The 22,018-nt window shown below is 56.1% G+C and carries 20 protein-coding genes; 14 read left to right on the plus strand and 6 right to left on the minus strand.

Annotation, left to right across the window (positions count from 1 at the left end; genetic code table 11):
- The first annotated feature begins 39 nt into the window (after positions 1 to 39).
- Positions 40 to 1,167 carry a sn-glycerol-3-phosphate ABC transporter ATP-binding protein UgpC gene (ugpC, locus tag HCG46_RS17265; RefSeq protein WP_168686904.1) on the plus strand — a complete coding sequence of 376 codons (1,128 nt, stop codon included), beginning with the start codon at positions 40 to 42 and terminating at the stop codon, positions 1,165 to 1,167.
- A gap of 90 nt (positions 1,168 to 1,257) precedes the next feature.
- On the opposite strand, the gene HCG46_RS17270 is transcribed toward ugpC, so the two are convergent.
- From HCG46_RS17270 to HCG46_RS17280, 3 genes are read right to left on the minus strand one after another with little or no spacing between them, the layout of a single operon-like run.
- The gene (locus HCG46_RS17270; RefSeq protein ID WP_168686905.1) at positions 1,258 to 2,325 is read right to left on the minus strand and encodes a D-TA family PLP-dependent enzyme; all 1,068 of its coding nucleotides are present in this window, start codon (positions 2,323 to 2,325) and stop codon (positions 1,258 to 1,260) included.
- 3 nt (positions 2,326 to 2,328) lie between these two features.
- The gene (locus HCG46_RS17275) at positions 2,329 to 3,846 is read right to left on the minus strand and encodes a M81 family metallopeptidase (protein WP_168686906.1); all 1,518 of its coding nucleotides are present in this window, start codon (positions 3,844 to 3,846) and stop codon (positions 2,329 to 2,331) included.
- A 2-nt stretch (positions 3,847 to 3,848) separates the two neighbouring features.
- Entirely contained in the window at positions 3,849 to 4,370 is a 522-nt protein-coding gene (locus HCG46_RS17280; RefSeq protein ID WP_168686907.1) for a hypothetical protein, read from the minus strand.
- A gap of 87 nt (positions 4,371 to 4,457) precedes the next feature.
- Between HCG46_RS17280 and HCG46_RS17285 the strand changes: the two genes are divergently transcribed.
- The 9 genes from HCG46_RS17285 (at position 4,458) to HCG46_RS17325 (ending at position 15,079) form a co-directional block, all read left to right on the plus strand.
- Positions 4,458 to 4,844 (plus strand): RidA family protein, encoded by a 387-nt coding sequence (locus HCG46_RS17285; RefSeq protein ID WP_022998792.1) that lies wholly within the window; start codon positions 4,458 to 4,460, stop codon positions 4,842 to 4,844.
- Between the two features lie 4 nt (positions 4,845 to 4,848).
- Positions 4,849 to 5,715, plus strand: coding sequence for a MurR/RpiR family transcriptional regulator (locus HCG46_RS17290; protein ID WP_168686908.1), 867 nt, complete (start codon positions 4,849 to 4,851; stop codon positions 5,713 to 5,715).
- Positions 5,708 to 6,508: an SDR family oxidoreductase gene (locus HCG46_RS17295; RefSeq protein ID WP_168686909.1), complete on the plus strand. Its 801-nt coding sequence runs from the start codon at positions 5,708 to 5,710 to the stop codon at positions 6,506 to 6,508. Before HCG46_RS17290 ends, HCG46_RS17295 begins: the two co-directional genes overlap by 8 nt.
- A 3-nt stretch (positions 6,509 to 6,511) precedes the next feature.
- A complete protein-coding gene (locus HCG46_RS17300; RefSeq protein WP_168686910.1) occupies positions 6,512 to 8,422 on the plus strand; it encodes a family 20 glycosylhydrolase in 1,911 nt (636 codons plus the stop codon).
- A gap of 20 nt (positions 8,423 to 8,442) precedes the next feature.
- Positions 8,443 to 9,879 (plus strand): M81 family metallopeptidase, encoded by a 1,437-nt coding sequence (locus tag HCG46_RS17305; protein ID WP_168686911.1) that lies wholly within the window; start codon positions 8,443 to 8,445, stop codon positions 9,877 to 9,879.
- Positions 9,880 to 10,789: 910 nt separating this feature from the next.
- On the plus strand, positions 10,790 to 11,389 hold the full coding sequence (locus HCG46_RS17310) for a hypothetical protein (protein WP_022998797.1): 600 nt from the start codon (positions 10,790 to 10,792) through the stop codon (positions 11,387 to 11,389).
- 294 nt (positions 11,390 to 11,683) lie between these two features.
- Positions 11,684 to 12,982, plus strand: coding sequence for an FAD-dependent oxidoreductase (locus tag HCG46_RS17315; protein ID WP_168686912.1), 1,299 nt, complete (start codon positions 11,684 to 11,686; stop codon positions 12,980 to 12,982).
- Complete coding sequence (locus tag HCG46_RS17320; protein ID WP_168686913.1) at positions 12,979 to 13,830, plus strand: DUF1365 domain-containing protein; 852 nt, start codon at positions 12,979 to 12,981, stop codon at positions 13,828 to 13,830. The genes HCG46_RS17315 and HCG46_RS17320 overlap by 4 nt, the downstream gene beginning before the upstream one ends.
- Before the next feature lie 19 nt (positions 13,831 to 13,849).
- Positions 13,850 to 15,079 (plus strand): cyclopropane-fatty-acyl-phospholipid synthase family protein, encoded by a 1,230-nt coding sequence (locus HCG46_RS17325; RefSeq protein WP_168686914.1) that lies wholly within the window; start codon positions 13,850 to 13,852, stop codon positions 15,077 to 15,079.
- 39 nt (positions 15,080 to 15,118) lie between these two features.
- Here the strand turns inward: HCG46_RS17325 and HCG46_RS17330 are convergent, their stop codons facing one another.
- A complete protein-coding gene (locus HCG46_RS17330) occupies positions 15,119 to 15,925 on the minus strand; it encodes an SDR family NAD(P)-dependent oxidoreductase (RefSeq protein WP_168686915.1) in 807 nt (268 codons plus the stop codon).
- A 58-nt stretch (positions 15,926 to 15,983) separates the two neighbouring features.
- On the minus strand, positions 15,984 to 16,640 hold the full coding sequence (locus HCG46_RS17335; RefSeq protein WP_168686916.1) for a ChrR family anti-sigma-E factor: 657 nt from the start codon (positions 16,638 to 16,640) through the stop codon (positions 15,984 to 15,986).
- Between the two features lie 314 nt (positions 16,641 to 16,954).
- On the opposite strand from HCG46_RS17335, the gene HCG46_RS17340 reads away from it, so the two are divergent.
- From HCG46_RS17340 to HCG46_RS17350, 3 genes are all read left to right on the plus strand, one after another.
- Positions 16,955 to 17,989, plus strand: a complete 1,035-nt coding sequence (locus HCG46_RS17340; RefSeq protein WP_062488848.1) for a cysteine synthase A — start codon at positions 16,955 to 16,957, stop codon at positions 17,987 to 17,989.
- Positions 17,990 to 18,013: 24 nt separating this feature from the next.
- Entirely contained in the window at positions 18,014 to 19,528 is a 1,515-nt protein-coding gene (gene cls / locus HCG46_RS17345; RefSeq protein ID WP_168686917.1) for a cardiolipin synthase, read from the plus strand.
- A gap of 183 nt (positions 19,529 to 19,711) precedes the next feature.
- The gene (locus tag HCG46_RS17350; protein WP_022998805.1) at positions 19,712 to 20,356 is read left to right on the plus strand and encodes a LysE family translocator; all 645 of its coding nucleotides are present in this window, start codon (positions 19,712 to 19,714) and stop codon (positions 20,354 to 20,356) included.
- Between the two features lie 53 nt (positions 20,357 to 20,409).
- On the opposite strand, the gene HCG46_RS28680 is transcribed toward HCG46_RS17350, so the two are convergent.
- A complete protein-coding gene (locus tag HCG46_RS28680; protein WP_168686918.1) occupies positions 20,410 to 21,471 on the minus strand; it encodes an AraC family transcriptional regulator in 1,062 nt (353 codons plus the stop codon).
- A gap of 92 nt (positions 21,472 to 21,563) precedes the next feature.
- On the opposite strand from HCG46_RS28680, the gene HCG46_RS17360 reads away from it, so the two are divergent.
- Positions 21,564 to 21,989 (plus strand): hypothetical protein, encoded by a 426-nt coding sequence (locus HCG46_RS17360; protein ID WP_168686919.1) that lies wholly within the window; start codon positions 21,564 to 21,566, stop codon positions 21,987 to 21,989.
- Positions 21,990 to 22,018 lie beyond the last annotated feature (29 nt).

Here is a 22,018-nt window from a genome sequence, read left to right on the forward strand (position 1 = left end):
TTTCGGGGGCCCGGTCACCTCTTCAAAAAAGGAATGACCATGGGCGAGTTGCAGCTGCGCGACGTACGCAAAAGCTATGGCCATATGGAAGTCATCAAGGGTGTCAATCTTGATGTGGACCATGGCGAATTCATTGTTTTTGTCGGTCCGTCCGGATGCGGAAAATCGACCTTGCTGCGCATGATTGCAGGGTTGGAGGAAATCACGGGCGGCGATATCACGATCGAGAACAAGGTCGTCAACGATCTGCCACCGGTCAAACGCGGCATCGCCATGGTATTTCAGTCTTATGCGCTCTATCCGCATATGTCTGTCTACGAGAACATCGCCTTCCCCTTGCGCGTCGAACGCCTTTCCAAGGACAAGGTGGAGGAGAAGGTTCAAGCCGCTGCCGGCATTCTTCAACTGAAGGAAAGACTGCAGCACAAACCGGGCGAGCTCTCCGGCGGGCAACGCCAGCGCGTCGCCATCGGCAGGGCCATCGTGCGCGAGCCTTCCGTTTTCCTGTTCGACGAACCCCTGTCCAATCTGGATGCGGCACTACGAGCGGAAATGCGTGTTGAACTTGCCAAGCTGCACACGGAACTTGACGCGACCATGATCTACGTCACCCATGACCAGGTTGAAGCCATGACCATGGCGGACCGGATCGTGGTGCTGGATCACGGTATCATCTCCCAGGTCGGTTCGCCGCTGGAGCTTTATCACAAACCGCAGAACACCTTCGTTGCCGGCTTTATCGGCAACCCCAAAATGAACTTCATCGAGGTGTCCGGAAAGAGTTCCGGTCCTGAAGGCGTTGTCGTCACCTTGCCATCAGGCAAGGACCTGACAGTCAAGGTAGATGCCGCGGAAGAAGTTGCAGGAAAGAGCCTTACCCTTGGCATTCGCCCGGAACATCTGACAATGGGCGCTGCCGATGCCTCCATAGAGATTGTTCCGACCGTCGTTGAACATCTCGGCATTCACACCGTCACCTACAGCACGGTTGCCGGTGCCAAGTCCACTTTTTGCAGCGTCTTGCCCGGATCCGCCCCGGCAAAAGTTGGTGTGCCAGTTTCCATGGGACTGAAGGGTGTGGATTGCCACCTGTTCGACGGTAACGGAAACGCTTTTGAACGCCAGCTTTCGCTTGAAGAACTGGATGCTACGGACATGCATATCTGACACTTGGCATCAGATGCCCCAAATGAAAACGGCCGCCCGAAAGGCGGCCGTTTGAAATTTCGGGAAACGGCGGGCAAGCCGTCTGGAGGACTAGACGACTTGCCCACGGGCGGCGACCGTCTCGATGCGGGTCACCACGCCGTCTCTGTGAAACACCAGGCGGTCGAAAAGGTTTGAAACCACGCACGTATGGTTGGGAATGATCCGGACCCGTTCGCCGATCTGCGGTTTTTTGCCGGACTTCGTCAGGTCGACGACGGCATGCTCCTCGCTGAGCGCCGCAATGGATGCCTCCGGATAATCGATCAACAGGCCGTGGTCGGAAAAACCCAACAAATCGGACGTCAACGCTTTCGATCCCGCATCCAGAACCGCCCGGTTTTCGGTCGGCCGGGAGACGACTGTGGCCAGCACATGCATGGCGCAATCGTCAAAATCGCACATACCGGCACGCACCATCGAGCGGTCGTTGAAGATATAGGTTCCGGCCCGGTGCTCCGTCGCACTAGGCACAAGATCACTGTCGAACAGGCTCGGTGAACCTCCATGCGAGACGACGGGGCACTCAAGACCTGCCTGTTTCAGAAGTGACAGTGTTTCAGAAAAAAAAGCTTCAACCGCCGTTTCGGAGGATGCCTTCGGATAGGTCAGCAGACCATGGAATACCAGTCCGGGCGATGCATCGATGCGCTTGGCCAGCGCGACCGCAGCATCCGGATTTTGCACGCCGTTGCGTCCGGCCCCTGTATCGCATTCGACCAGAACCTTCAGCGGCTGATCCCCGGAAAACGCACTCGCCAGACCGTCGACGACAACTTCATTGTCGGCAACAACCTGCAGATCCACCTTGGTATTCAACAACTTCAACCTGTCGAGCCGTGATTTGCCGAGCATATTGAAGGTGATCAGGATATCGGTGAAGCCTGCGTCGGCGAACACTTCCGCTTCGCTTATTTTCTGGCAGTTGATACCGCGTGCGCCGTAGGCCAGCTGCAATGCGGCCAGCGCCGGGATCTTGTGTGTCTTGATATGAGGCCGGAAGTTCCGGCCTATACGGTCGAAATACTCCTGTGCAACCTTGATGTTCGTCTCCATGACCGTTTCATCGATCACGGCGACAGGGGTCAGAAGATCCTGCACTGACAGCCCGACACTCATCGCTTAGCCTCCCTTGCTGCCGGCAGTGCCGGCACTGGTATCGGTTTCATGCCCGCTCGCAGTAACTGCCTCGTTGATCGGCCAGATATCCCTCGGCGCTTTCTTATAGGGGGTTACCCTCGGGTCGTTGGGATAGGGACGTCCGGCGGCGCAATAGAGGATCAACGGACTGATGCGGGCAAACGATTGATGAAAATGGTTCGTCGACTTGACCACCAGGATCTTCCTTTTGGTCGGATCGATACCGAAGTTGGAAAACAGGCTCGTGTCGAAGCATTGGGCGCGGGTCGAATTCAGGATCACTTCGATTCCGCCAATCCGGATCAAACTTGCGTCACCGATGGGAACGATGCTTTGGCCAAAAAACTGCTCTGCATTCCGGATGTTGCGGAGAATCTCAACTTCGGCGTCGATCGGCTCACCGGTTTCCGGTGCTGATTTCGCTCCGAACCGCAGCATCATCCGAGCCCCCTCGCCCGCTGCGTGACAGAGCTGAACGGCTACCGGGTCCCAGATTGAGCCGAAGGCAATATTCTCGAGGTTACCGGCAATGGCTTCTGCCAGCAGGACGGTCGCATCCCCGGCCGTTCCCCCACCGGGATTGTCCCACATGTCCGCGATCGTGACCGGACCACGTTTACAGGACAGTGCCTTGGCGTAGGCTTCGGCCGGAGTAAGTTCAGCACTTCGCACCTTGCCACGCAGCTTGAACAGGGCCTCTCCAAGGTCACGGGCAACTTCGGACCCAAGTGCCGGATCGTTGTTTGTCACTGCCAGCAACTTGGTCCCCATTTCGGGGACGTCGCCCGCCATGAAGCCATGGATGACCGAGAGAGACAAAAGGCCTGGCGTTTCCTGCTCCCGGCGGATCATCTCATCGACAAACCGGCGCATCGGCTCGGATGTTGTCGGGAAGACGTCAATCATCTTGGGATCGTAAACGCTCATCACAGGTTTGACTTTGCCTGCAACCGCTTGCCCGGCAATACGCCATGCATCCTCGGCGCGATCGACAAAATCGATGTGGGGAAATTCCTTGAAGGCGATGAGCGCATCAGCCGCGGCAACACGCTTTGCAGTCAGATGACTGTGCGGGTCGAACGTTGCAATAACAGGGACATCCGGGCCGACCGCGGATCGAATTCGGCTCAGTAAATCCCCTTCCGGATCATCATACCCATCAGCCACCATCGCACCATGCAGGCCAATGACGATAACGTCGAAAGGTCCACCTGCCACGATCTGATCCAGGATTTCGTCACGCAAGCCCTCAAAGGTCTGCCGCGAAACCAATCCGGCCGGATCTGCCCACGCCGCCGTACCTTCAACCAGTTCCCAGTCGTTTTCACAGGCAAACCGGCGCCCCACGGTGACGACGGCAGAACACAGGGTCGGGGTTTCCGGATGCTCCCCCGGCCTTGCCAGCAGCGACGCCCTGAATGCGTTGATATCAATCCGGATCGGTGAAAACGTGTTGGTTTCTGTTGCCAGAGCTGCCGTAAAAGCGCGGGGCTTCGTCATGATCAGGACGCGGCTCCGAGAGGATTGGGCAAATATCCGACAAAGCCGCAGATCTTCCAGCGCCCCTCCCTTCGGACACAGAAATAGAGCGTCTGCCACAACAAGCGGTCCTCGCCGCCATCTGCTTTGCGAATGCGGCCGTCGAATTTCTTGTGCGCGATCGCCCGGTTTACGTTGATGTCGATCTCGGTCAGGCGGGTAGCGTCGAAAATGGCGGCACGCGCGTCTTCGGCAAATTCCGTCGCTCTGAAAATTTCTGCCTGGCTCAACCAGCGTTCCCTGTAGGAGCCGAGATCCGGAAACCCGAGTTTCCAATCGTCGGGATTAGGTACCTTTCCGCCGTCTACGCCAAAAAAGGCTGGTTCGTCAAAATCATCGGCCACCTGCTCCCAGTCCGCTGCGACGAAGGCATTGATGTCCCGCATGACAAGCATGTCCCAGATCTCGGAGCGATCTTCGTCTTTTCCTTCAAATGGATTTGTCTGGCTGTCTGGAAGGGCCTGCATATCGGAAACCATTTTCATTTTGACGGTTGATTTTTGAAAAATATAAGGGTGAAATAAAACCAATGTCAAACCACTATGTAAATCATTTTCATTTTGGAGCCAAATATGTCTATCAAGCGCTATGGTGCTGAAAAATCAGGTGCCGGCGGCCAGAATCTGCCCTTCGCTCGAGCCGTCGAAGCTGATGGCTGGCTTTATGTCTCCGGCCAGGTACCAATGAAGGATGGTGAGATTGTCGGCACGGGGATTGTCGAACAAACTCACCTGACCATCAAGAATGTTATCGCGATCCTGGAAGAGGCCGGGTACGGCCTTGAACATGTTGTCCGCGTCGGTGTCTGGCTCGATGATCCGCGCGATTTCTGGTCGTTTAACGGAGTCTATAAAAGCTATTTCGGTGAACACCCACCGGCACGCGCCTGTGTCCAGTCAACCATGATGGTGGACTGCAAGGTCGAGATTGATTGCGTCGCTTACAAGAAGCCGGCCTGACCCCATGCGGGATATCCTGTCCGTTCTGCAACAGATCGAGCCGGAGCTGTCCAAGTCGGAACGGATCCTGGCTGCATTGTTGCGCAACGATGCCGAGTTCATCGTCAATGCCGGCATTACGGATGTTGCTGAACGGGCAGGTGTTTCGCCGCCGACCGTTACCCGTTTTTGCCGTCGGCTTGGCTGCGAGAGTTACACCGCCTTCAAGGTGCAGGTTGCCCAGGTCACCTTCGCCGGAACCAGGTACCTGACCGCTAATGCGGCTTCTGACGCGCCGCGCGATATTGCTGACAGTCTTCTGGCCCAGTTTCAGGATGCAGCGACCAGTACGCGCAAAGCGTTGGACATGGAGTCGGTGCTGGCAGCTGCAGATGCGATCTCTACCGCCAATCTGCTGGCAGCGTTCGGTGCGGGCGGGACATCCTCGATGATTTCGGACGAAATGCAGAACCGGTTTTTCCGCCTGGGTCTGCGTACGGTGAGCGTGACGGATCATGCCATGCAGCTGATGCAGGCGGCCACCATGAGGACCGGCGATGTCATCATTGCGTCGTCTGTCTCTGGCCGGAACCTGCAAATGGCACGTGCGCTGGAGGCAGCGAAGACCTACGGGGCAATCGTAATCGCCCTCACCCGCCCGGGTCGGCCCGTCGCCGATCTGGCCGATATCACAATTGCCATCGATCTGCCCGAAGGTGAAAACATCCTACGGCCAAGCACCAGCCGCTATGCCTTTCTGTTTGTGACAGATCTCTTGGCAACGCTTGTCGCCATGCGGCGGGGCGACGAGGCTCGAGAAAACCTCAGACGCGTCAAATACCAGCTCAGCAACACGCGCGATCCGGACGACAAGGAAGCCCTCGGTGACTGATCAAACTCCGAAACCCGTTGCCGTGGTAACGGGCGCAGCCGGCGACATCGGCATGGCCATTGCTGCACAGCTGTCAGCAACCCACATCATCGCCGCAGTCGACATCGACATGATTGCCCTCGAAGGCGCGGTGGAAAGTCTTGAAAACCACGGTGCCGATATTGCTGCGATCCAATGCGACCTGACCAGGGTTGACGACCTAGCCCGGCTTGCCAAGGAGGCTGCCAGACTGGGGCAGGTCAATACAATCATCAACAACGCAGGCGCTGCTGCGGCACTTACGCTGCATCAGATGACTGCCGAAACGCTGTCCAGGGATCTCGCTCTCAATCTGGAGGCCGCGCTCAACTGCTTCAAGGCCTTTGAACAACCCTTGATTTCAAGCGGTGCTGGCAACGTGGTCAATATTGCCTCTGTCAACGGACTGTCTGTCTTCGGTCACCCAGCCTACAGCGCTGCAAAGGCCGGCCTGATCCATGCAACAAGGTCCATTGCCGTCGAATATGGGAAGTATGGCCTCAGATCGAATGCCGTCGCGCCTGGCACTGTTAAGACCCAGGCCTGGAAGATACGGCAGGCGGCCAATCCGGATGTCTTTGCCGAGGCCCTTTCCTGGTATCCGTTCAAATCTCTGCCAGAACCGAACGACATTGCCTCGGCCGTCTCATTCCTGATCAGTCCGGCGGCGCGTTGCATCACGGGTGTTTGCCTGCCTGTCGACAGTGGGCTCACTGCCGGGTCACCCGCCCTAGCCCGAACCTTCACTCAATCTCCCGACTTCGACGGATTTTAAGTCATGACCAAGTTTGTGCTCGATTGTTTCTACCGCCCTGCGGAGGATCTTGCTGCGTCTCGTCAGGAGTTTGCACTGACCAATACAAGCTCTAAGCCCCTGAAGGATTTCACGCTGGCCTACACGGCGGTCAACCGGGCCACGGCAAATGCCAAGCTTGAAAACGCAGCGAGTTTCAGCCGGATTGCGAATTTTCACGAAATCACGCCAAACACTGGCCAAACAATCGAGCCAGGCGAAACCTGGACATTCGCCATCACCGGCCTGGCGAACGTGGCAAGACACCGGCTTGATGGTCCGAAGTCCGCCTATGTCAGCACCGGTGGCAGCGTCATCGAGGTGCTGTGCAATGATCTTGAAGCGCCGGAAGAGCTGGACAGCGGAAAACGCCGCAGCATGCCGGCTGGACACCTTTCTGAACCGCTGCATATCGTTCCCTGGCCCCAGAAAGTGGAAGTAACGACCTTCGCGGACGACAAGACAAGCTTCCTTGTTGCCCAGGGCTCTGCGGAGGAAAAGGCGGCAGCGGCCAAGATCAACGCGCTCGCAGCAAGGCTTTTTCCAGGTGCGCCACATCCTTTCCGTTTTACTCAATCGCATCATCAAATCGCGATTGAGTTCCAGCAGGACGATAGCCTTTCAGCTGACGGTTACCGGCTCGAATTTGACCAGGCGAAAGCAGCCTTGCGCTACAACGGCTCCGTCGGCCGTGACTATGGCCTGACTGTACTCGCCCAGATGGCCTACGGCACCTATGAGGCACCCGGCACATTCAAGTATCCTGCACAGGGCGTGATTGAGGACGCGCCAAGATTTTCCTGGCGTGGAACGCATCTGGATGTGTCACGACATTTCCGTGGCCCCAAAGACATCATGCGCCTGCTCGACGTTCTCGCCTGGGGTCGGATGAACGTCTTCCAATGGCATCTGACAGACGATGAAGGCTGGCGACTTGAAATCAAGGCCTATCCCGAACTGACCGTGGGCGGCGCGCGGCGTGGCCCTGGTTGCCAGCAGGTGCCCCAGCTTGGCTTTGCCGCTGAAGTCTACGAAGGGGCCTATTCGCAGGACGAGGTTCGCGAGATTGTCGCCCATGCCACCAGCCTGAACATAGATATCCTGCCGGAAATCGATGTTCCGGGGCATTCAACCGCCGTTTTGAAAACCTACCCGCGCTTCGCCGATCAGGCGGAGACCCCGGAGAGCTACCATTCCATTCAGGGCTATCCGAACAACGCGCTTAACCCGGCGATGGATGAAACTTACGAATTTCTCGAAAAGGTCTTTGCGGAAGTTGCCAGCCTGTTTCCGTTCGACTTCATCCACATCGGCGGCGATGAAGTCGACGTCAATTCATGGCTTGCCTCTCCGAAGACCCAACGCCTCATGGAAAAAAAGGGTCTTGCGGATACAATGGAAGTGCAAGCCTATTTCATGGGCCGCGTGCGCGACATCCTGAGAAAACTCAACCGGAAACTTGCCGGCTGGGACGAAGTCTCACACGGTGGCGGCATTGACCCGGACGGCGTGCTTCTGATGGCCTGGCAAAGACAGGAAGTCACCAAGGACCTGATCGATCAGGGCTACGACGTCATCTGCACCCCGGGACAGCACTATTACATGGATATGGTTCAGGCGTCCGGCTGGCATGAGCCGGGTGCGGGTTGGGCCGGCGTTTCGACACCGGAAGACTGTTATGGCTATGAAGCAGCTGCCGGTCTCAGCACCGGCAGTGAAGAGCGCCTCAAGGGGGTGCAGGCCTGCATCTGGTGCGAGCACATGACCGACAACGTCATCTTCAATCATATGGTTTTTCCGCGGCTTTATGCGGTCGCTGAAGCCGGCTGGACCGCCCCCCCCAGCAAGGCCTGGCTGCGATTTGCAGCACAGGCCCCCTTCTTCCCCCAGCTTTGAATGCGTGACGAGGCAGGAAGATGAAAATTGCAGTTGGCGGCATTCATACCGAATGCAGCACCTATTCACCGGTCCAGCAAACCGCATCAGACTTCACGGTCACCCGTGGCAAGTATTTGCTGGCACAGGCAGGCGTCGACGGCGGCAGATTTCCTGACGTCACCTTTTGTCCATTGTTTCACGCCAGATCCATTCCAGGCGGACCGGTGTCTGCGGATTGCTATGCGAGCTTCAAGTCTGCCTTTCTTGCCGAACTTGAAGCCGAGACGCCATGCGACGGTGTTCTCTTGATTATGCATGGCGCCATGCATGTGACCGGTCTGAGCGATGCGGAAGGGGACTGGATCTCTGCCGTTCGCCAACTTGTCGGGCCACAAGTGCCAATCGCTGTCAGTTACGATCTGCACGGCAATGTCACGCAAACCATTGTCGATCAGATCGACATCTTCTGTGCTTATCGCACTGCCCCTCATATCGACGTGACCGAAACCCACCGAAGTGCCGCGGCAAATCTTGTCGACCAATTGGGTGGCGGTCCCAAGAGGTACGTGGCCTGGGCTCCCGTGCCTGTTCTCCTGCCCGGGGAACGAACCAGCACGGAAGACCAACCGGCAAAATCGCTTTATGCAAGGTTGCCGGAGTTCGATCAGAGATCCGGGGTGACCGATGCCAATCTGATGGTGGGGTATGTCTGGGCTGATACGGCAAGAGCCACCGCGGCCGCCGTGGTGACGGGAACAGACCTGGATGCCATTCAACAGGCGGCTTCCGAAATTGCTGCGCAGTACTGGTCCGCAAGGCAAGACTTCGAGTTTGGTGTCCCCGCGAAGCCGCTCGAACTGTGCCTGGACGATGCAGCAACAGAAAGCTCGTCTCCCCTCATCCTTGCCGACAGTGGCGACAATCCGACAGGTGGTGGTGTTGGTGACAGATCCGATGTCCTGGCGGCCTGGTTGGAACGAGGCTTCACTGGAGGTGTATTTGCAGGGATCGCTGATCCGGTTTCGGTCGATAAACTCTGGGCATTGCCAGACGGCTCTTCTTCCCGCCTCACAATTGGCGGTGCCCTGGGCAGCGATTGCAAGGTCGTTAGCACAGAAGCTGTCTTGCTGTCTAAGCTAGGCAGAAAACTGGATCATAATCGGGAAGTGTTGACCAGGATCGCAGGTAATTTGGTGATCCTGACGGAACACAGACGCCCCTTCCATCAACTGGAGGATTTTCGGCGTTTTGCCATTGAACCATACACTGCAAGGTTCTTGATCGTGAAATCCGGATACCTGTCGCCAGAGTTGGCCCCAATCGCCAATCCCGCCCGTATGGCCCTCACAGATGGTGCGGTAAACCAGGACATTGAGGCGCTCACAAACCAACACCGCCCTGTGCCGAGCTACCCTTTTCAGCGGGTCTTCGATTGGAAACCGGTTACAAGTCTATCTCGCAGGGCGTCCTCTTGAGTATTGCGCGCTCTTTCGAGCGGCATGAGTAACTGACGAATCCAGCCGACCAAAAGGGGTGCATTGCTTACCAAGCGCGTCCTGAATGCACGGATAATTGGCATTTTGCTTGCAAATACAAGCACTCGCAAAGTTTTATTTCTATTATTTTCAGTACCGAATTTAAATCGGTCATCCGCCTGCATTTGCATTTCTCAAATCAATCATACTCTTACATGGGATCTTGAGCTCAGCAGCGCGCCCTCAAACACACTAATTGTAATTTTTACCAAGGTTGAATGTGAATGGTCGGTCAGTATCAATTTATGGGATGATCGAAACTCAGCCTTCAGGACCTGCCCCGATCTGCAGATCCAACGGCAAACTAAAACGGCCTGATTGCTGCAAGGATTTGATCTGTAGGGAGATTTGCACGTACCCCATCAACTGTGCCGATCCCATAAAGCTCCGCCGGACCTCTGCCGGTGGAGCTTTTTAATTTGAACTTCTGTCAGGTAGTTACTTCTAGCCGCATTGAGCAACCCGGCTTTCTGACCTCGAGTTCGAGGCAAGTGCACAGGCGATAGCGGAAACCGATCAAAATCATCGAAAAACATCGACAAAATTACCACAGTCAACAAACTTACTCTACGTTCATTGTTAGTTATGACGATGGCTTTGCGTTCACGAACTGGTGATTGGCCTTGAACTTCGTAGTTCAACCCACATTTATTACCGAAATATAACTGAAAAAGCCCGGATTTGTGATCTTTGTTACACGCATTCGGGAGATTGTGGTGCGATAATGGCAAAATCGTGACCGCACGAACGGGGCGCAAAAGCGCGGAAGACCTGAAAAGTCCTACAATGGACCTCCGTTTACAGACCCCACGCGCGGTAAATTAAGTTGTATTAGCCTTGGGAGGCGTACATGCAACGGAATACCAGAGCAGGAACTCTTGCGCTTGGCCTCATCCTTGCCTTGGCGGGAAGCGCTGCTGCGGCCCCATTGCCTCAGGAAACGATAACGTTGCCTGAGGATCGTTTGGCGGTCACAGTCGCGTCAGCGTCACAGGATCAGGCCGATCCGCTGGAAAGTGAGCTCACGATATGGGTGGGCGAAATCGAGCTTGAAGGCCGGAAAACGATCTGGGTAGAACTGATCGATTCCTTCGGCGAAGTTATCTATGACAGTGAAGTGAACACCAACGAAACCCATCTGCTTCCAGATGGCCGGGCCGTTGTCGTTCGCGCCATGGATCAGGATACGGTTGTCGCCGGCAAGGATGAATCAAGACTGGTCAATGAAGGCACCCTCACGGTCACACGTCGTGTGGTCAATGAAGGTGTTGATGCGACCACAATTGAACTTATCGAAACCGGCCAGCAACCCTCGCAGAAACGCGGCACCATGCTGCAGGTCGCAGATTTTGGCGAATTGGTATGGCAGAAGGTCGTTGCCTTCTTCGATGCCGCACGCACACGCGTCGAAATCGCATGGAACTGGATTGTCGACACGATTCAGGCCTGAGGCTTGTTTTGGCGCAATTGCCTTGCAGACTTGCGACACGCCATTCGCTTGCCCGGCCTTTTTGCCGGGCAGCGGCGATGCGCGTGTGAGCTTTTCCGCTCTTCCGAGGTCCCGAAACCTCGGATGGCGCTGGCTGAAGTCGCGCCAATGGTTTTGCGTCAAAAATAATCCATAAAATTCATCGTCCTATGTGATCCGCCCTTCAAGGCGAGGCGTAACCGCTGCACATCAACTGGAAAACTTGGCGTCCAACCAGGTTTCCCGCGGTAACACCGACGCCCCGAAGGATATGATATGCGGATTGCCGTAATCGGCTCCGGAATTTCCGGAAACAGTGCAGCCTGGGCCCTTAATGATCTTCATGACGTTGTTCTCTACGAGCGGCGCGAACGGCCAGGTGGTCACAGCGCCACGGCGGATATCGACTATGATGGCGCCCGGATTTCGGTGGACACCGGTTTCATCGTCTACAACGAGCTCAACTACCCGAATTTTACTGCGCTGCTTGACCATCTGGGGGTCGCCAACGAGATAAGCGACATGAGTTTTGCCTTGTCGGCGGACAACGGCAAGCTTGAATGGTCAGGCCATTCTCTGAACGCGGTCTTCGCACAACGGCGTAATCTGGTCTCACCGCGGTTCCTGCGCATGTTGCGGGATATCTTCCGCTTCAATGGCAAAGCAGTTGAAGATCTGAAGGCCGGACGCCTCAGCGGGCAAACGCTCGGTGGCTACCTGGAGCGTGAACACTACTCTTCCGGTTTCATAAACGACTATCTGCTGGCGATGGGCGCTGCCATCTGGTCGACGCCGATCAACGAAATGCGGGACTATCCTGCGGAAAGCTTCGTGGCTTTCTTTGAAAATCATCGCCTGCTTTCATTCGATCGGCCGCTGTGGCGTACCATTTCCGGTGGAAGCCGCAACTATGTGGAAAAGCTGCTGGCGCCACTTCAGGGAAAGATCAGGCTTGGCAAGCCGGTCACAGAAGTTCTCCGGCAAAACGGTCAGGTCATCGTGCGCGACGCATCCGGCCACCAGGACGTCTTCGATCATGTGATCCTTGCCAGCCACACGGACCAGACCCTTGCCATGTTGGGTGATCCCTCACCACAGGAGCGCGATATTCTTGGATCCATCCGGTATCGTCCAAACGAGGTTTACCTTCACCGCGACCAGGCCCTGATGCCGAAACGCAAAAACGTCTGGGCTTCCTGGAATTACATCTCCGATCGCGAAGCCGGCGAAACACGGGACGTAACTGTCAGCTACTGGATGAACCGGTTGCAGAACTTCGATCACTCCAAACCGGTCTTCGTTACATTGAACCCCTATACACCACCTCAGGAAGACAAGACCTTCGCAAAGTATGTTTATGATCATCCCCAGTTTGATGCCATGGCTCAGCAGGCCAAGAACCGGCTTGGGGAAATTCAAGGCGTGAACAACACCTGGTATTGTGGTGCGTGGCGCGGTCACGGCTTCCACGAAGACGGACTTTCGTCCGGACTTGATGTTGCCCGTTCGCTCGGTGCCCGGCTGCCATGGGAAAAAGACGTGGCTGGCGATACCTATCTGGAGGCTGCCGAATGAAGGCAAGGCCGAGCAATTGTATGCATGACAATGGACCGCCCCCTGATCCGGCGGCCTCCTTGTTCATGGGCTCGGTCATGCATCACCGCATGAAACCCCGTGAGCACAGGTTTTCCTATAAGGTCTTTTCCGTGCTGCTCGATCTGGATCGGCTTGAAGAAGCTGCGCAGTCCAGCCTGTTCTTCTCCGTCAACCGGTTCAATTTGCTGTCGTTTCATCAGAAGGACCACGGCCCAAGGGACGGGTCTGACTTGCGACTCCATGTCGACCGATTGCTCGCCAAGGAAGGACTAGAGGCACCTGCTCGGGTCCTGCTGCTCGCATATCCGCGGATGCTGGGGTACGGCTTCAACCCTCTCAGCGTTTATTATGCCTATGACCGGTCGAACCAACTGATTGCACTCGTTTACGAGGTACGCAACACGTTTGGCGGCATCCACACCTACGTAGCACCTGTCAAAGCCGGCCAGTGCAGTGATGCAGGTATACGTCAGGATCAGAAGAAGCTGTTCTACGTGTCGCCCTTCGTCAGCATGGAACAACACTATTACTTCCGCATGATGCCGCCGGGAAAAACCGTCCGCGTTCGCATTCTGGAAAAGGATTGCGAAGGCCCGCTTTTGTCGGCGACATTTTCCGGCACACAACACCCCGTGTCCAACGGCTCGATTCTGCAGGCCTGCCTTCAGGTGCCGCTGCTGACGTTCAAGGTCATCGGCGCCATCCATTGGGAAGCCTTTAAAATCTGGCGCAAGCGTGTACCATTTCACGCTCGACCCGCAGAAGATGCAGGGAATGACGGGTTGCCTGGGCAGACAGGTTCTGTCTTGCCAGTTTCAAACAACTGACGTTTCAAGAGGTTCTGCTATGAGTGAGCCGATTGTTCTGACCAAGGAAAACTTCCGCGCGGAGTTGAAGGGTACTCCACGCCTCGCCAAAATGGCGGCCGGCCTTGCCCTCAAAATCCGCTACGGGTCTCTTGAAGTTCAATTTCCAGACGGTCGAAGGTTCCATATCAAAGGGCAGGAAGATGGCCCACACGGTGTTCTCAAGATCCATAACTGGGCGTTTTTCCGGATGGTCGTCCAAGCAGGCGACGTTGGTGTCGGAGAAGCCTTCATGGCGGGGTACTGGTCGTCGCCCGACGTGACCACATTTCTGGAAGTCTTCTGCATAAACCAGGAATCGACGCTTGAAGCTCTCCAGGGGAAGCCGTTTACACGTTTTTTGATGTCGGTACGCCACTGGCTGAACTCCAACACCAAACGCGGGGCGAAGCGCAACATCTCGGCGCACTATGATCTCGGAAATGCATTTTACCGGGAGTGGCTCGATCCTTCGATGACCTATTCCTCGGCGATCTACAGCAACGAAACCAACAATCTGGAACAGGCCCAAACCGAGAAATATGCTTCTCTGGTGCGGCAGACGGGCATTACTCCCGATCACAAGGTTCTGGAAATCGGGTGTGGCTGGGGCGGTTTTGCCGAATATGTCGCAAAATCGGTTGGTGCCAACGTGCGAGCATTGACCATCTCGCAGGAACAATTCGATTACGCGCGCGAGCGGATCTACAAGGCCGGCCTCAACGACAAGGTTGAAGTGGTCTTCCAGGACTATCGCGACGAAAATGGCGTGTTCGACAGGATAGCCTCCATCGAGATGTTTGAGGCCGTCGGTGAAAAATACTGGCCGACCTACTTCCGCCAATTGTCGAAGTGCCTGAAGCCGGGTGGCAAGGCGGGCCTGCAGATCATCACGATCCAGGACAAGATGTTCGAGGACTATCGCAGAGGCACAGACTTCATCCAGCGCTATATCTTTCCAGGTGGAATGCTGCCTCCGCCCGGTCGTCTGGCGGAAATCGGCAAGTCACTGGGCCTGGACCTTATGGATCAGAAGATCTTCGGCCAGGACTATGCGAGAACGCTTGCAGAATGGCGGCAGAGCTTCCGACAGGCTTGGCCAAGGATCAGTCCGCTGGGATTTGACGAGCGCTTCAAGCGCCTCTGGGAATTCTACCTGCATTATTGCGAGGCAGGCTTCCGGTCCGGCAATATCGATGTTCGCCAGATGGTCTACGTCAAATCTGCCTGACAAGGCACTGATATTGAAGACACACTTCAAAGGCCGGGATCACCCGGCCTTTTTCTTGTTCCAACCCGTGGACCGGGCGACCAGCGCGAAGTAGGCACTGTACGGCAACCAGCGCAAGAGCTTCAGTTGCCGAACAAATTTACGCGGAAATGCAATCTCGAAACGGGCTGGATGGGACAGGCCTTTCCTGATTTCCTCAACAGCCTCTTCCGGAGACATCAGATAAGGCATCGGAAACGGATTGGCCTTTGTTGCCGGCGTATCGACAAAACCGGGACTGATGATCTGAATTCGGATCCCTGCAAGGTCCAGATCGAATTTCAAGGATTCAACAAGGTTGATCAGCCCCGCCTTGGTGGCACCGTATGCAGCTGACGTCGGCAAACCGCCATAACCTGCCACAGACGACACCACTGCGATCTGCCCCCTGCCCGCCACCTTCATGGCTGTGATGGCCGGCAGAAGCACATTGACCGTCCCCATGAGGTTCACATCAAAGCTTTTGCGAAAGGCGTCTGCATCGGCATCGAGGCCATCCTGCGGCAGATAAATGCCCGCATTAGCCACGAGCAGGCTCAAACCGCCGAAGTCATGCTGAATTTTTTTCACGTGTTCGGCCATGAGGTCCGTCTTCGTGACATCCCCAGGCAGCGCATGAATTGAACCGGCAAGCGTCTTAGACTGCTTCTCCAGCTCCGCCAGATCCTGTTCCGAGCGGGCAGTTACAATGACCTTCCAGCCCGAACGGGCGAGGTCAAGTGCAAGCTCCCGGCCGATACCGGAACTTGCTCCCGTGATCCAGGCGCAACCGTGATTAGCTTGGGCAACATAATTCGTCTTGGGCAATTCATTCTCCCGGTTCGTTTGCCTCTTTACGCAAACAGACCGGGTGTCGGATTGAATTTTAGCGGATAAAGGGTGCGAACCAGCGGCCAACAGGGCCGGTCAACTGCAGGCGTCCCGCCGTCACCGCGAAGCAAATGCAGTCTTCACCTTCGTCAGCTATAGGTTTGTGGTCCACATCGCCATCGGCAAAGGCAACGTCACCAGCCACATAGTGGCCGTCTTCGTCCTTGAACCCGCCCGTCAATACCAGCGTAAGCTCAGTGCCGTGGTGCGTATGGGACGGCATTGCTCGACCTGCCCGCACCCAAAGGAGACTGCTTGCGCAGCCGTCAATTTCACCGAACTTGCATTCCTTGACGCCAGGAAGGAGCGTTTTCCAGGGTAGCTGATCCATCGAGGAACCGATAATCGACTGCAGCGATTCGGGAACGGCCGGTCCGCCTTTCTCAGACAGTTCGGCGGCAGGCGCGTTATCGTTCAGGTCATCAACGGCGCCACTGAATATCGATCCGAGAAATTCGTCCCGATTGGAAATGGAGACCGGTTCGGCGTCTTCCAGTTCAAATCCGGCAAGAGTTTCAAGTGAGCTTACATATGACCTGTTGCAGTTGCTCATTTCGAGATGAGCACCGACCAATGCCTGCGCCGGATAGGTCAAGGTCCCGGCCGCATATCCGGCCAGTAACTCGTCCATTCCGGTCACGTTTTTTTCCATTACCGCTCTCATTTGGCTTTAGAATCCCAAGTTGCCTTACCGGCGATACGACAGGCAACAAAAATTGGATCAACAATTACACCAGAATTGTTAGAAATAGAATTTCAGTGAGCTGATTTCACGGAACAACTGATGGCGTGTTTTTGACACCAGAGGGAAAAAGGAACCTGATTGGCCTCAGGTGCTGGCATTCCCCATTTGAAGCCTTACATTGCGACCTTGATCAAGGCCCTTCAGACCTTTAGCGTCCGGGGCTTATCAGATTTCATCTGGCCGGTCAGCGCCACCGGACCAGATCAGCCGGGAAAGAATAAATGTCTGTGTCCGCTTCTGTTGTCGATGCGATCGGTAACACGCCCCTCATCCGTCTGAAAGCTCTGTCCGAGGAAACGGGTTGCGAAATTCTCGGCAAGGCCGAGTTCATGAACCCCGGTCAATCGGTCAAGGACCGCCCTGCCCGGCAGATGATTCTTGAAGCCGAAGCCCGCGGTGATCTCAAGCCCGGTGGTGTGATTGTCGAGGGCACGGCCGGAAACACCGGTATCGGACTGGCGCTGGTAGCCAGTGCGCGCGGTTACCGGACCGTGATCGTTATCCCGGAAACGCAAAGCCAGGAAAAGAAGGACATGTTGCGCCTGTGTGGTGCTGAACTTGTCGAAGTTCCGGCCAAGCCTTTTTCCGACCCCAACAATTACCAGCACGTCGCCCGCCGTCTTGCAGAAGAGATGGCACGGACTGAACCTAATGGCGTTATCTTTGCCGATCAGTGGAACAACCTCGATAACCGCAAGGCTCATTTCGTAACCACAGGTCCTGAAATCATGGCCCAAACGGGTGGCCGTGTTGACGGTTTCATCTGTGCGGTTGGTTCCGGCGGCACGCTGGCTGGCGTTTCAACCTATCTTCAGGAAAACAAGCCGGGTGTCGTCATCGGCTGCGCCGACCCGCGTGGCGCTGCGATGCAATCGCTGTTCACCACCGGCAAGGCGGTCGCCTCCGAAGGTGGATCGGTTTCCGAAGGCATCGGCCTTGGCCGCAGTACCGCGATTGTCGGCGATCTTAAAATCGATCACGCCTACACAATTCCAGACGAAGAAGCCCTGCCGCTGGTGTTCGATCTCGCGGAAAAGGAAGGGCTACTGCTGGGTGGGTCGACCGCTATCAACCTGGCCGGCGCCCGGCGCCTCGCACGCGAGCTTGGACCAGGCAAGACGATCGTCACGATTCTGTGCGACCACGGCACCCGCTACCAGTCCAAACTCTACAATCCGGACTTCCTCAGATCAAAGAATTTGCCGGTTCCGGAGTGGCTGGAGCGAAAAGTCACGATCCAGCCACCCTTCGCCTGATCGATTGACACCGGGGGGCATTACATGAGTTCAGCGGATCAAGCATTGGCGCAAGGCGGTGACGCGGCCGAAGCGGTGATCCGTGATGCCGTCACAGATGCCGGCGTTCTGGATGTCATGGCAAACAATCTCGGACTGGTCGCGGCATTTGTCGCGATCATGTACGTGACGGCAGGCATCTGCGCCGTTCGCGAAGTAATGAATTCAAGAACTTCCCAGGGGTCCGTCGCATGGCTGCTGTCCCTGTTTTTTCTGCCTTATCTCACGGTGCCACTCTATTTCGTGTTCGGCTGGCGATCCTTTTCCGACTACGAGAAGATTCAAGCGACCCTTGGCCGGGCAGAACGGGCAAGGCGAGCAGACGAACTTGGCCTGACCGATCACGAGGAAACCAGAGACTGGCCGGTTCTTTCCCGCGTTGCCGGGGTTCCCTTCATGGCCGGCAACAAGGCAGACCTTCTTATCGATGGCGATGCGACGTTCACAGCCATCAAGAATGATATCGCAAAGGCCAGAAACGTCATATTCTTCCAGTTCTTCGCCATCCATGACGACGAACTGGGACGTGACATGGCCGACGCCCTGATCGCCCGTGCCAAGGATGGCATAACGGTCTATTTCCTCTACGACGATGTCGGCAGCCATTCTCTGTCAAAAGACTATCTGACCCGCTTGAAGAGCGCCGGCGTCAAGGTTTGCGGTTTCAACGAAAACCACAAGTTCCTGCGACTGCTTGGACCGATGCGTCTCAACTATCGCAATCATCGCAAGCTGGTCGTGATCGACTACCGCGTCACATTTGTCGGCGGGCACAATGTTGCGGACCAGTATGTCGGCCGGGACAACTGGTTTGGCCACTGGCGCGACACCCATGTCCGTGTCGAAGGGCCCGCAGCCGTTGCTTGCGCGCTCTCCTTTGTCGAAGACTGGCTCTGGGCGAGCGGTGAGCGTATCGAACTGCCTCAGGTTGGCGAAATTCCGATGCCTGGTGACGAAGCCGTTCTGGTGATGCCGACAGGGCCTGCAGACAAGCTGGAAGAATGCGCACTGGCTTTTGTCGAAACGGCAGCCCGGGCACGAAAGAGGCTATGGATCACCACACCGTATCTGGTGCCATCTCTCGACATCCAGACAGCGCTTTGCTCGGCAGCAATGCGCGGTGTGGACGTACGCGTTCTGATGCCGGAAAAACGTGATCACTGGACTGTATGGCTCGCAAGCCACGCCTACGAGGACACCCTGGTGCAGCGCGGGGTGAAGGTTTACCGCTATATCGACGGTTTTCTGCACCAGAAGGTTACGCTGATGGACGACGAACTCGTTTCCATCGGCACGGTCAACTTCGACAACAGATCATTCCAGATCAATTTTGAACTGACCCTCTGGTTCACCCATCCGCGCATGATCGACAATGTCGAAAGCATGCTGGAGACCGATTTCCAGAACTCCCGCCTGACCTGGCCGGACGCGTTCCAGTCCCGCAGTTATGTTTTTCGTGTCCTGGCTCAAGGCGCCCGGTTGCTGTCTCCCATACTTTGATCAGTGTTCGGGACATGTTCAGTCCCTGACGGCGCGGCCATGCAGAGCGCCTCGTGCAGCTTGAAGGCAAAATCCAGCATCTGTTTTCTGAAACCGATGAAAGAGTGCCCCCTTCCGGACTGGTGCCGTCGAGGCGAATGATCTAAACCTCTATCAGACCAACTTCTCCGGCATCTGCAAACCATGGCTTACATACCCGACTACGCGACCCTGCTTGCCTTTACGGCCGCAGCACTGGTGTTGACCGTTACGCCAGGACCCGACATGACGCTGTTCATGAGCAAGACGCTGACACAAGGCCGACGCGCCGGGCTTGCTGCTGTGTTTGGGGCAACCTGTGGTCTGATCCTGCACACCGTGCTTGCCGCGATCGGTGTTTCCGCCCTGCTTTCAGCATCGGCACTTGCATTTACAGTGCTGAAGATCGTCGGCGCCGCCTATCTGATTTATCTCGCAGTTCAAGCCGTCAGGAACGGGTCCAGCCTTGCGCTGGAAGCAGCCTCCGTGAAGAAGCAACCTATTCACCGGGTCTGGCTACAGGCACTCGGGATCAACATCCTCAATCCCAAGATCGTCTTGTTCTTCGTGACCTTCCTGCCTCAGTTTGTCAGCGCGGCGGATCCGAACGCGACAGGAAAACTGATGTTCCTCGGGTTTTACTTCGTCGTTCTGGGAATGCCCATCTGCGCTGCGATGGTTCTGGGAGCCAGTGCATTTGCCCGTTTCCTGAAGTCCTCGCCGAAGTTCATGCGTGCCTTCGACTGGGCTTTTGCAGGCATCATGGGCACCTTCGCCCTGAAGCTTCTGGTCGCCAAGGCAAACAGCTGAACCGGTTCCTTTGGCTGCCGGTGACCCGTGGTGACTGAGCGTCCAAAACCAGTCTAGCGTGCCAGCAGCTCTCGCAGGCCGGCGGGGGTAACTTGGGCCATCTTGCGAAAGTCCCGGCTCATATGGTGGCGGTCCGAATAGGACGCCTGGTAGGCAATCTCATCGAGACAGCAGTCGCCCGACGCCATCATACGCGTCGCCTTTCGCAGACGGACGAAACGAGCGAGCCTGGCGTAGCCCAACCCCGCCTCCGATAGCCGCCGGGACAGACTTCTCGGCGATAAACCAAGTCCCGCCGCTGTTGACGACAAGCCAGGATGCTCCCCAACTGAAAGTTCGAGAACGCCGACGACCCGCGCAAGAAGTCGGTTTGTACCCGGCCCCTGCGGCCTGTTCAGCAGGTGGCGAAAAGACAGGCTTGAAGCAGAAGACATCATTCCGATTTCGGATTTGAACCCGGAAGTTTCTTCTGCAGGAATAATCAGGATATCGCTGTCGAAGTCCAAGTTGCCGTCGACGAAATTGCCAAACCGATAAATCGGCCGAGAAGCACTGCCGCGGCTAACCGCCCAGATGTCCTGAATATGTATCCCTGCGCTTTCAAGCGTTCCGGTCACGACACCGGCCAGCATTGCCGGTCCGAATGGTTTCTGGTTCGCGGGACGTACCTTGTAGGGTGACAAGACCAGTGAATTGCGCTGGACGGAAGAAATAAAATCCTTTCCTTGACCGCTCTCGTGAAACCGAAAGGACGCCTGCAGTGCCAGGACACCCGACCATCTGTTCACCAGGTCAGGCATGCTCGGCGCACTCGTCAGGAGATGACTGATCACATCGAAACCGGCTGGGCGACCTAGAGCACGCGCCAGATTGAAAACCGCTCCGCATCCTCGTGAAGCGTAGAGCATTCCGATACGGGACAGCGGATCCTTCGCCTCAGTGCCCTGCAAAACGGAATTCCCATAAATTGCGGGAAACCGTGCCTCAGCCTGCTTTGCAAAATGCCTCAACCACCAGTTCCAATACGCCGAATAGGCTTCTCCGAGCGGCTCGTTGACACGCACGTTCTCCGCACCTTGTTGCGGCTCAATGGAAATTTTGGCGTCGATATTCACAGGTCTTCTTTCGACCGTGCTGCAGGATGAAGTGTGCCCTGGAACGAAACCAAGGGTTTAGCGCAAATGCAAGCATCGAAATCGAGGGGAACATGCGCAACTTGAAATCTCAGCTACGACTTCTTGCACTGACGTCACTGGCAACATTGACGGGCAGCTTTTACTCACTGGCTGATCCGGCCAACCTGACGGCAGACGAGATCAACGACATGATGTCGGGAAACTCCATCCATGGTTTCTTTCCCGACGGCGTGACGAAGTACAAGCAGAACAACCACGCCGACGGCTTCGCCGTTGTCGTGGTCAAGGGCGACAAGATCCGGAACATTCCGTGGGAAGCCGTCGAAATTAACGGGACTGGTCAATATTGCGAAGACTGGAGCGGCGATGGCTGGGGCAAACTCTGTTTCACGGTGACGCGCGAAAACCCGGCCAAGCCGATCTTCACAAATGCAAAAGGCAAGGCAAATGCACAGAACTGGTCTGAAGGTTTTGTGGATCTGAATTTCGCCGACTGAACTTGGTCCACATCATTGTTATCGCCCGC

The organism is Labrenzia sp. PO1, assembly GCF_012273635.1.
GTDB lineage: Bacteria > Pseudomonadota > Alphaproteobacteria > Rhizobiales > Stappiaceae > Roseibium > Roseibium algicola.